This is a genomic window from Tenacibaculum agarivorans (genome assembly GCF_001936575.1).
Classification (GTDB): Bacteria; Bacteroidota; Bacteroidia; order Flavobacteriales; family Flavobacteriaceae; genus Polaribacter; species Polaribacter agarivorans.
In genome coordinates this window covers 1-11846 of sequence record NZ_MSMP01000061.1, presented here as the reverse complement: position 1 = coordinate 11846, position 11846 = coordinate 1, and the positions used below count along the sequence as shown (strand labels likewise).

The 11846-nt window shown below is 30.9% G+C and carries 7 protein-coding genes; 2 read left to right on the top strand and 5 right to left on the bottom strand.

Annotated elements, in window-relative coordinates:
• Positions 1–2730, bottom strand: a 2730-nt coding sequence (locus BVC87_RS22535; protein ID WP_075344661.1) for a CRTAC1 family protein, incomplete at its 3' end; no start/stop codon positions are given.
• A 440-nt stretch (positions 2731–3170) separates the two neighbouring features.
• Between BVC87_RS22535 and BVC87_RS22530 the strand changes: the two genes are divergently transcribed.
• Together BVC87_RS22530 and BVC87_RS22525 are read left to right on the top strand one after the other, a co-directional pair.
• Positions 3171–3653 (top strand): RNA polymerase sigma factor, encoded by a 483-nt coding sequence (locus BVC87_RS22530; protein WP_075344660.1) that lies wholly within the window; start codon positions 3171–3173, stop codon positions 3651–3653.
• Complete coding sequence (locus tag BVC87_RS22525; RefSeq protein ID WP_075344659.1) at positions 3637–4254, top strand: hypothetical protein; 618 nt, start codon at positions 3637–3639, stop codon at positions 4252–4254. Before BVC87_RS22530 ends, BVC87_RS22525 begins: the two co-directional genes overlap by 17 nt.
• Before the next feature lie 183 nt (positions 4255–4437).
• Here BVC87_RS22525 and recQ read toward each other — a convergent pair whose 3' ends face one another.
• The 4 genes from recQ to BVC87_RS22505 form a co-directional block, all read right to left on the bottom strand.
• Positions 4438–6540, bottom strand: coding sequence for a DNA helicase RecQ (gene recQ, locus BVC87_RS22520; protein ID WP_075344658.1), 2103 nt, complete (start codon positions 6538–6540; stop codon positions 4438–4440).
• A 73-nt stretch (positions 6541–6613) separates the two neighbouring features.
• A complete protein-coding gene (locus BVC87_RS22515) occupies positions 6614–9784 on the bottom strand; it encodes a S41 family peptidase (RefSeq protein WP_075344657.1) in 3171 nt (1056 codons plus the stop codon).
• A gap of 146 nt (positions 9785–9930) precedes the next feature.
• The gene (locus BVC87_RS22510; protein WP_075344656.1) at positions 9931–10902 is read right to left on the bottom strand and encodes a type I phosphomannose isomerase catalytic subunit; all 972 of its coding nucleotides are present in this window, start codon (positions 10900–10902) and stop codon (positions 9931–9933) included.
• Between the two features lie 84 nt (positions 10903–10986).
• Positions 10987–11817, bottom strand: a complete 831-nt coding sequence (locus tag BVC87_RS22505; protein WP_075344655.1) for a sialate O-acetylesterase — start codon at positions 11815–11817, stop codon at positions 10987–10989.
• Positions 11818–11846: the final 29 nt, after the last annotated feature.

Here is an 11846-nt window from a genome sequence, read left to right as displayed (position 1 = left end):
AATAAATTCATCTCCGAAAGGATTCGGATAAACTTTTATTTCCCCTTCAGATATTATTTGATCGACTTCTTTTTGATTTACTTGTTGTCTGGCTCCTGTAGCATTTACCCCATTTTGAATACAAGTATAAATATTTTGCTGCCAAGTAGCTCCTACAGGTCTTATGGCTCCTCTAAGCGAATGTACAATACCTGCTGTTAGTTGACTTTGTAAGTTGATAGTAACATTAGCGATACCTGAACCAGCATCTACCCTAGTAACTCCAACACCTTTCCATGTTGTATCCCATAAGGCTACAATTACATCTCTCTGTTGATCTGCTGCATAATAAATAGGAACTGTAATGGTATTATTTACTGGAATTGTAGTTGGTAAAACGGAACAATCTACAATTTCTGAGGCGTTTATTGGCAAAACTCCAGATTTTGCACATAATTTTATACTTTGCTGCCAAGCTGCTCCAACAGGTCTTATCGATGTTCTGAATTCATATTGTGAACTTTGTGTTGGTGTTTTCGTTAGGTTAAGTGTAACATTTGCTACACCAGATCCTGAATTTACCACGGTTTTACCAGTAGCTACCCAGTCTCCTCTATCGTATACTAATACTACAATATCTCGTCTCTGATTAGCTGTATATGTTACAGGAACAATGATTGTATTTTTTGTAGGGATATTATTAGGTAATAAATCACAAGAAACGGTTTCTACTAATGTTGAATTATTACTTGTTTTTAAAATTTTATTTGTCGATTCGTTGTTAAATTTTTTAATTTCTCCATTTCTCCATCTTACGGTAACTTCTTGAATTTGATTTTCATTTCCCAATCCAAAATGCGCTATATTTAATAAACTTTGGGAATGTGCAGACCCTGCGGAACCTACTCTTTTAAATAATGTTTTATTTGCCGTTTTAATTGTTACTTCAGCCGAAATTGGATCAATATTACTATTAGGAGAATATCCTACATGTACAATACTATAGTTATTCGAATCAGTTCTTTGATTTCCATATAAATGCCAAGTACCTCTTTCATCACTTCCATCTAAAATATCTACACCTCCATCTAGATCGTAATCAAAAGCTTGGCCTAAATCTCCGTGACTACTTTCTCCTATCGCTTGTGCTCCATGACTAGTGATAATTTCAAATTTTCCAGTTCCTGTATTTAGCAACATATAATCGGTAACCCTTTCATTCAAAAAAGGATAACGATTAATGAAAAGATCAGCAAAACCATCGTTATTAAAATCACCTGTAGTTACCCCCCAATGATTCCCACCTTTTGGTAAATTCCAATCATTAGAAACATTGACAAAAGTATTTCCTTCATTTCGTAGTAGTACGTCAAAGAGATTTTTATTGTTAGTTTCAAAGGCCGGTGCAATAGATCTTACACGCTCTAATGTCCAGGAAATAGACCAATATAATACTCCATTTCTTACTACTTCTACTTTCCAATTTCCATTGCCAATATGTCCAATGTAAATTCCGTTTTGATCTCGTACACTTGGCCATCCTTGGGCTTGTGTTCTAGTTATTTCTCTTTCACCTGTGAGTTGGGTTAACTCAAAAGAAGTTTTAGCACTTCCTAAATAAAAAGGAAAATTCCCATCGTAGGTACTTCTATAAACCGCTTCAAAACCTTTTAAATTTATTGATCCATCTGCTGTAAAATCAATTAATGATCGCCCTTGATCTCCCAAATCTCTTACATGTAATATTTGTGTATTAGGATTAAAATCTACTGCTTTATTAGCTACTTGAGTATATGATTTCCCTCTGGATAAATACAAATCTAAATCACCATCATTATCAATATCCACATCGGTAGCTGCTAGAATATCCGACATACCTTTTACACCTGAAGGTAACCATTGATCAGATACATTTGTAAACGTAAAATCACCATTTCCTTTCCATACAGAAATTGGAAAAAAAAGAATAAAATCATCGATATGATCACCATCGATATCTGTTAATACAAAGCGATCTCCATTGGCGTTTTCGAAATTAGGTACACGAGTGGTTTCAAAAGTACCATTACCTTTATTTCTATAAATAACATGTTTTCCTCCATTTGGGTTTTGCCATTGTGCATTTAATAAAATTAAATCCAAATCATTATCAGAATCAAAATCTCCCCAAACAGCTGATCTACCTCTAGCTCCTGCAGTAATACCAACTTGTTCATTACTTAAAATTAATGTTCCATTATCATTAATATAAAAATCTGGCGGATTTGATGTTGTTCCATTACCACCACCTCTTGTGGCAATAAGGTCTAAATCGCCATCATTATCAAAATCAGCTGCTGAAGAACCATGAAGATCTTGTAATCGCCATCTTGCTATTTTAAAGGATTTATCAAAAACCCCATTTCCATTATTCCATATTACTTTACTTGGATTTACAGGATCATTATGATTATTCAAAACAATATCGTAATGACCATCGTTATCCAAGTCTGCAACAGTTGGTCCAGCATATTTTAGAGCTGGACCTGTAGTAATACCAGCATCTTTGGTAATATTCTTATAATTTGGATATTGAATATTTACATTTTCAAAACTCAGTTGATTTACTGTGATATCTCCAGCCCTTGTAGCTAATGTTAAGTTTACTTGGCCGCTTTTAGGAAACTTAACCAAAGCATTTAATGTATGCGAACCTTTAAAAGGTATATCAATATTATCTAATATAACTTCGTTATTGGCTAATAAACTCAAATTAGCAAAATTAAATGTTGTACTTACATTAACTGTTACACGTTTTACCAGTGAACCTGTAACATTATAATTAATAGTTACTGGAGATAGTTGATCTATAAAAGTAGGATTTGAGATCTACGCATTTAGACTAACGAAATGTGTTACTAAAAAAACTAGTAGTAACTTACAAGCAAATAGGGTTGAATTTATTTTATTCATAATTTTAAAGGGGTTAATTTTTGTTATATTCATTTTTTTGGTTTGTTTATCACAAAATACACAACAAGCATTATAAACCTTATGCTCATTAGAAAAACTAAACTTGACTTTAACTTGACTACTTTTTTATATGCCTTGTAATATTAGAACTGCGCTACAAAATTGTTTGACATAATTTTTTTTAAATTATTCTGTAATATTTTTAATTCTCGATTTACTAATCAGATAAAATATATTTTTTGAGTAACGATTTTTATATAACATCAATTCTACCTCATTCAGGAATTATCATTAAAATATGCAGAGCTTATACGGACTCTGAAGAAGATTTTGAGGATTTCTATCAAGAAGCTTGTTTACAAATTTGGAAAAGTAGAAATGCATTTCAAGAGAAATCAAAATGGTCTACATGGGTATATCGAATTACATTAAATGTTTGCTTAACCTTGAATAAAAGGAATAAAAGAAAACATGTATATGGAGAACATTATTCAGAACTCTCCGAACATAATAAGGCCTTTGAAAATGAACACTTGAATTTGTTATATGATGCTATTAAGCAATTATCTGAAGTAGATAGAGCTATTATTTTATTGCATCTTGAAGAAAATCCTTACAAAGAAATTGCTGTAATTATTGGAACTAGCGCTAACAATATTGCAGTACGTATAAATAGAATAAAAAAACAATTAAAAATATTACTTGATGGAAAAATCAATTGAAAAAATTTGGAACGAAGCATTTATTGATGAACAATCTTTAATTGCTCCTAAGATTAATAACTTGTATAATCAAAAATCTAAATCGGTGATTCATAAAATTAAACGAACTTATGAATTTGATAACAAAGGCCTAATTCCTATAGCTATTCTAGTAGTTATTGGTGCTGCTATTTTTTCAGAATATTTTATTGGACTTTATGGTGCTTTTTTGATTTTGAGTTTATACTATTTCAACACACGATTATTGAAAAAATTCACTTTGATCGATATTAAATCTGATAATTTAACCTATCTAAAAAGATATAGAGAGGTAATGAATTCTGTGATGAAAGCTACAAAGCGAATGTTTATTTTTATACTCCCTCTAGCTGTATTGTCTATATTTATTTTAGCTTTTAATAGTAAAGAAACTAGTTTTCTTTCTACATACATTAATCCAGATACTTCTTTTATCGAAATATTAGGTATTGGTTTTATCACAGCAATCATCACTTCTATAATTTGTTTTTTTAGTTATATGATTTCTACAAAGATGTTATACAAACCACTAATTGATAAATTAGATGCTATTATTAATGAGATGGAGACTTTACAACAATAAATAAAGGTGAGTTCGGCGTAATTTCACCTTGAATCTGTTGAAAATAAGAAAATCTTTGCGAACGGATCCTGAATTTACACAAGGGAAGTGAAACAATCTTTCTCTTAAAAACGAGATTTTCGTTATTAAAGTACTAAAACGTCATTATATTACTATAACAATTAGTAAGACGTAATGACGTTTTTATCTTTTCTTTTGTAAAATAGTTAATGCTACTCGAATTTGTTCATACGGAATTTTCTCTTCTAAAAACTCAAAATACGGTTTTAGTGCCATTTCATTATTCAGCACTTTTTTAGCATTAGCGACTTTTTTTATAGTCTCTGGTGTTGTAAACTGATCCAAATTGATATCTTTTCCTTCCAAGTATAATTTAGATAAATGAGAAAAAATTGTTGGAGATTTCAGTCCTCTTGCCTCAGCTATCTCTTCTATAGTTAATCCTTGACTGTATAATTTATACGTTTCTAAAGCCGTATTTTTCTTTCCTCTTTTTTTCTCTTCAATAAAATTTTTAATCTCTTCCATAAACTCACCTCCATATACTTCTAATTTTCTTTGCCCTACTCCACTAATTGCTAAAAACTCATTATCCGTTAGTGGTCGTTCTCGTTCAATTTCTTTTAAAGTCGCATCATTAAAAACTAAATACGCCGCAATATTCTCTTCTTTAGCTATTCGATAACGTAAAGCTCTTAAGCGTTCAAATAAGCTATCTTTAGCAGTACTTTTCGTAATTTTTGTGATGACTCTTTTTTCTTCTTTCTTCACTTCTATCGATGAAGTTAACTGTACTTTTTCTCCATCAAAAAGTATTTTTTTAGAAAAGTCCGTTAATTGCAATGCATTGTTCAAGTGAAAAGCAATCTGACAATAGCCTTGATTGACTAACTGTACTAAATAATGTTGCCAGTCTCGCCACGATATTTCTTTACCTACTCCATAGGTTTTTAATGTATTATATTTTTTATCTAATACTGTTGCATTTTGTGCTCCTCTTAATACATCTATCACAGTACCCATAGCTTCCTTACCTTTTAGCCTATATATGGCAGATAACGCTTTTTGTGCGATAATTGTTCCATCAAAAAATTTAGGAGGATTATCGCAAACATCACAATTTCCGCAATTTTCTTCTATTAATTCACCAAAATAACTGAGCAAGATTTTTCTTCTACACACTGTAGCTTCCGCAAACTGTTTCATGCGATCTAGCTTAGCCTCTTGGACTTCTTTATTTGTTGTATTCTCGATAAACTGACGTAATTGTATTACATCTGCATAGCTATGAAATAATAATGCTTTGGCTGGCAATCCATCTCTACCTGAACGCCCAATCTCTTGATAATAACCTTCGATATTTTTAGGCATGTTATAATGAATTACCCAACGTACATTCGATTTATCAATTCCCATTCCGAAAGCTACTGTAGCACAAATAATTTGCACATCATCTTTTACAAATGCTTCCTGAGTTTCAGCTCGTTCTTCAAATGTTAATCCTGCATGATATGCTTTCGCATCTATGCCCTGACCTTGTAATTTTTTAGCTAATTGTTCGGTTGCTTTTCTACTTAAACAATAGATAATTCCTGCCTCATCTGGTACTTTTCTAATAAAGTTAATGATTTGTTTTATACGTTCATTTCCTGGACGTACTTCCAAACTTATGTTCTCTCTGTTAAATGAACTTATAAATCGTGTAGCATGAGGAATTACTAATTGCTCCATAATGTCTTCCTGAGTTGCTTTATCAGCTGTAGCTGTTAATGCTACCACAGGAACTTCTGGTAATGACTTTTTTAGAAAAGCGAGTTGTTTATAAGAAGGTCTAAAATCATGTCCCCAAGATGAAATACAATGCGCCTCATCTATGGCTACACAACTTACATAGGTTTGATTTAAAATATTTTGTAGGAGAGGTAGGCTTTCCGGAGCTACATATAATAATTTTATTTTTCTTTCTGCTATTGCACTAAATACTGATTCTTGATCTTCTTTAGATTGACTACTATTATAGTACATCGCTGGAATTCCGTTCGCTTTTAAACTATCTACTTGATCTTTCATTAAAGCGATTAAAGGAGAAATTACTAACGTAACTCCTTCAAAAAATAAGGCAGGTAATTGATAACATATTGACTTTCCTCCACCAGTAGGCATAATTACCAAAGTATCTTTCTTTGCTAAGATATTTGTAATTATTTTTTTCTGATCTAAACGAAAACTATCATAACCAAAGTTAACTTTTAACTTCTCTAACAATTCTACTTCTTGGTATTCCATTGGGCAAAAATACATATAAAAAAAAGCGAAGTTCTTTACAACTTCGCTTTTATTAAAAATAATTTTCTATGATTTATTTAATATCTTGAAGTAATACTTCTACTGCCTTTTTAAGCTGATCGTCTTCTCCTCTAGCCTTCCATCCTGGTGCATTTTTAACTAGATAATCCGGTACGGCTGGTGATTCATTCTCCATGTTTTTACCTGTTTGTTTTACAAACCAAGCTCTAAATGGCATTCTAATAAATCCATTTTGTAATCTTGCACCTCCAGTAGAAATTACAGCACCAAAAGTAGGTTGTCCTACTAATTTTCCTAACTCTAAATTTTTAAACGCATGCGCAAAAATTTCAGCATTAGAATAACTATTTTCATTACATAATGCTACAACAGGCTTGGTATTTACAGATAATATTGCTCTTTCATTAAACGGATAATGTCCTTTAAACTGTTTATGATTTTTTAAGCTTTTTGTTGCTCCTCTAGGAATAGTATATGCATGTTGTTTAACATTTAAAACAGCCATTAATCTATCTGTAGTCCAACCACCTCCGTTGTATCTTACATCAATTACAATTCCTTTCTTTCCGTAACCACTAGCTTTTAGTTCTCTTTCAAAACGCTCAAAACTTGGCATATTCATACCTTGTATGTGAATATAACCTAACTGTCCATTCGAATATTTATCAACTAATGCTTTTCTAGAGTTAATCCATTCTTCATACTGTAACCTTCTTAAAGAAGTTTGTGGTCTTATCACTACTTCTTTTCCAGTACTTAATGTTAATAAAATTTCATTGTCTACAGTATTTTTTAAAAGGCTATAAAAATTAGAATTTACTTCTATGTTTACTCCATTAACTGCAGTAATAATATCTCCAACTTTTAGCTTACTCCTTTTTTTATCAGCTACTGAATTCGACAATACATATTCTACTCTTACTCCGTTATCTACATTTTTTACTTCTAAACCTAATACTCCTATTTTTTCTCCTTTTCTTAATTGAGGATTACCTCCTCTATACCCCATATGACTCGCATTCAATTGTCCTAATAGTAAATTGTACATGTAAGAATAATCTTCATGAGTAGTAGCTGCTAAAACCCAAGGTCTGTATTTTTTCACTAATTTATTCCAATCGTAACCATGAAAATTAGGATCATAAAAACCAGCTGTTAAAACTCTAATACCTTCATCAAAAACTTGTTCTCTTTCTTTACTAATATTAGTTTTTAAAGTAGCTATATGTGATAAAGAAGTGATTTGGTCTGTTTTTGTATTTAATTCTTTTACAACTCCTTTTGATGTGAAATATAGCTTTCCATTCTGAAACGATAAATTAAAGAATCCTGATGCTCCTTTTACTATTTTAGGCTTAGAGCCATCCCATTTTACTTTATATAAGTTTCTCTTTTTTGTTGAAGGGTCTGTAGCTGAAAAATAAATATTTTTACTATCAGCACTAAAAGCTAAACTAAATTCATTATCTGATAAAGAGGTAACTTGAACTAATCTTTCATAGATGTCTTCGTCAATAACTACCTTAACTTCTTTTTTAGCTGGCTTTTTACCTTTTTCTTTAGCATCTTTTTTAGCTGTTTCTTTTGGCTCTTCTTTAGTGTAATAATCTCCTAACTCTCTGTCAACTTTAGTTTTTTCCCAATCTTCTTTTTGTAACCAAACCATCCAAACATCATAATTTAAACCGCTTCGGTTAGAAAGAAAGGCTAATTTTTTTCCGTCTGCACTCCATACTGGACTAGTATCACTTCTAGGGTGCATACTTACATTCATTTTTTTAGATTTATCTTCTACTGAGTGAATGAAAATTTCACTATCAAAATTTAAATCTTGTAAAGAATATGCTATGTACTTACTATCAGGACTCCAAGACAATGCGCTAGCTGGTGTCCAACTATCAATAAAAACTTGTTTGTTTTTAATTTCACCATTATCTAAGTCAGCAATTATTAATTTTCCTCTACCAACACCATAAGCTATCTTTTTAGTATCTGGAGATACTACAAAATAGGTAACATCTTCTTTTTCATTAGTTAATTTACTGTGTTTTAATTTTAACGATCTTTCTAAACCTACCTTATCATCTGCTGAACTTGCACTATAAATTTGAAAACTTCCATCTTTATCAGAAGTATAAATTACAGTTTTATCATCAATCCAACTCGCTCCTTTATCTCTACTAAAATCTTTAGTTACATTATTAGCATGCTTCTTTTCTTTGTCATTTAGCTTTACAAACATTTCACCTGAAATATTTAATGCAATCTTTTTTCCATCAGGAGAAATTGCAAAAGCTTCAGCTCCATTTCTCAGTGTTTTTACACTCTCTTCTGGTTGTAAATAATCAGAAGTTATGTTTAATTTAAGTTTTGTGGTTGCCCCATTTTTTAACAAAAAAGTATCTATTCCAGAAGTATATATAATTGTTCCATCATTACTTACAGAAAACGACCTTACTCCATCTACAGTTAACTTTGTAAGTTGTTCTGGTACTCCATTAGGCTTACCATCATTTGTTATTTTTTGTTTATAGATATTATATCTACCACTTTCTGCACCTATGTAATATAAATTATTGTTAGCATCCCAAGCCGGACTATGGTCATTTTTAACACTTTTAGTTATTTGAGTATATGTATTTGTTTTGGGATTAAAAATCCATACATCTCTTTGTGCTGATCCTTGATAATCTTCTCTAGCTATTCTACATGCCCCTTTAACATAAGCAATCAAGCCTCCTTTAGCAATAGTTGCCATATCTCCGTAAGCAGTTATTAACCTTTCTGGAGTTTCTCCTTTACTACTGACTTTATATATTTGAGGATCCCATTCAGGTCCACTATAAATTCTTCTAGTTGTAAAGATTATATCTCCATTTTGCTCCCAATCTGTTGGAAAATTAGAAGTAGGATAATACGTAATCTGTTGAGGAACTCCTCCTTGATTAGAAATTGTAAATACATTAAAATTTCCTTTTCTATCTGATGCAAAAGCTAATTTACTTCCATCAGTATTCCATACTGGAGAAACATCGTATCCATTATTTATAGTTAATCTCTTTGAGGTTTTAGCATTTAGATCATATGTCCAAATATCGCCAAAATAACTAAATGCCATAGTTTTGGCATCTGGACTTATGGATGGTGTACGAATAAGGTTTTGAGCATTACTATTAATCAAGAAAAATGCTACTGCAATGTATAGTAGTTTTTTTAAATTCATGTGTTAATCTATTATGAAACGAATTTAAAAGTTTACTTAACAATAGATTTTTTTTTAAGTTTTATTTAACAAAACTTTCACTTTATTAATAATTTCTTAAGACTCTCTAAAAAATCAAAGTTATTTTCACACTGTACTACTTATTGCTACAGATACACTTCTAATATTTTTGCTTCTGAACTTTTTAGACTTACTTGATTAATTTGGGCAGGTAATACTATAGTTTCTCCTTTATCTACAGTATAAATTTCACTTTCAAATTCTAATTCGAAAGCTCCATCTACACACATATAAATTACAAAAGAATCTAATGTTTCATAATTTTTTACAACTGTAGTATTTAATTGTATAATATCTGTCTTAAAATAAGGGGAATGCACTAATGTTGATGACTCATTATCAACTAGATTATAATCTGTTTTGTATGTTTTATGTACAGTGTAGTCTATAGCATCTAAAGCTTGTTCTGTATGTAATTCTCTTTGTTTACCTGATACTTTATCTACTCTTTCGTAGTCATATATTCGATATGTTATATCTGAAGTTTGTTGTATTTCAGCTAATACTGTTCCTGCTCCAATAGCATGTACTCTTCCTGTAGGAATATAAAATGTATCTCCTTTTGTTACGCTTTCTGAATTTAGGATATCTAGTACTTTGCCTTCTTCTAAAGCTTGTACATATTCATGTTGCGAAACTTCTTTGTTAAATCCTATTATTAATTCTGCTTCTTCATCACTATCCATTATATACCACATTTCGTTTTTACCAAAAGAATCATGACGTTCTTTGGCTAGTTCATTATTAGGATGAACTTGAATTGATAATGGTGTTTTAGCATCTATGAATTTTATTAGGATAGGAAATGCTTCTCCAAATTGCTCATATATTTTATTCCCAACAAAATCTCCTTTGTAAGTTTTGATTAAATCTTTTAATGATTTCCCTTTTAAATCACCATTTGAAACTATAGAAACATCTCCTTTTACATCTGAAACTTCCCAGCTCTCTCCTATGTTATTTTTAGTTGATTTCTTTTTGAATGTTTGTATTAACTTTTCTCCACCCCAAATTTTCTCTTTTAAAATAGGGTCAAATTTTATTGGATATAGTTTCATATTATAGTTATTATTCTTACCAAGAGTGCTACTCTTAGATAGATCTTATTAAAAATAAAGTTTTTTATGCACTTTATTTACTTTTTATTTTGTCTTTATTGCCAACATTTTATTGGCATATCGTTTTCCTAATTCTCTAACTCCCTTTGAATTAAAATGTACTTTATCTTTTCGTACATCACAACCTTTGGAAGAAACAATGTGAGCCGTAGGGAGTAATGTTGGTAATTTATTTATTATTGAATTCATCTTTGCACAAATTCCTTCTTGTTCTTCATGAACAACTTCTCCAACTAACAAAGGTACTTCATCTGCATTTAAAGATAAATCTGTTAGCATATTTTCATATATATTTTTCACATATGTGATCCATTTTTCATCCCCAGTATTTGTTTCTCCTTGATGTAATAAAATACCTTTTATGATACCGTCTTTTTGAGCTAACTTCGCTAAACTAATTAAATATTCATAAGGGTTTCCCCCATAATCTCTCACTTTGTTAACAAACCAATCTTCTTTATAGGTAGTTAAATAGTTCTTATATAACCCCTTATCAAATAAACGAATATCACAGCCGCCTATAGCCACGTTAATTACACCTACTTTTATGCTGTCTGGTAAATGTTCTACCATAGTTTTACCAAAATAATCTGCTGGTGATAATCCTGAATGACATTGACTTAATGGTGGTACTGCAGGATACCATTTTCCCTTTTCTCTTGAAAGATTTGAACATTCCAACGGTTGTAGTGTGAGAAAACGAGGATTTTTTACTTCATCTTGTTTTTCAATTGGAGCACTTCCCTCCATATTGGATTGACCAAAGCATAAATAAACATGAAAATTATTTCTTTGTGAAAAAACTTTTGATTGAGTTGCTATAATCATTATGAAGAGCAGTACCCTTATTTTCATTTTGACTAGTTTAAATTTTTAGATTAAAA

Coding starts and splice junctions, on each gene's coding strand:
- BVC87_RS22525 (WP_075344659.1), top strand. CDS start 3,637: ATGGAAAAATCAATTGAAAAAATTTGGAACGAAGCATTTATTGATGAA.
- recQ (WP_075344658.1), bottom strand. CDS start 6,540: ATGGAATACCAAGAAGTAGAATTGTTAGAGAAGTTAAAAGTTAACTTT.
- BVC87_RS22515 (WP_075344657.1), bottom strand. CDS start 9,784: ATGAATTTAAAAAAACTACTATACATTGCAGTAGCATTTTTCTTGATT.
- BVC87_RS22510 (WP_075344656.1), bottom strand. CDS start 10,902: ATGAAACTATATCCAATAAAATTTGACCCTATTTTAAAAGAGAAAATT.
- BVC87_RS22505 (WP_075344655.1), bottom strand. CDS start 11,817: ATGAAAATAAGGGTACTGCTCTTCATAATGATTATAGCAACTCAATCA.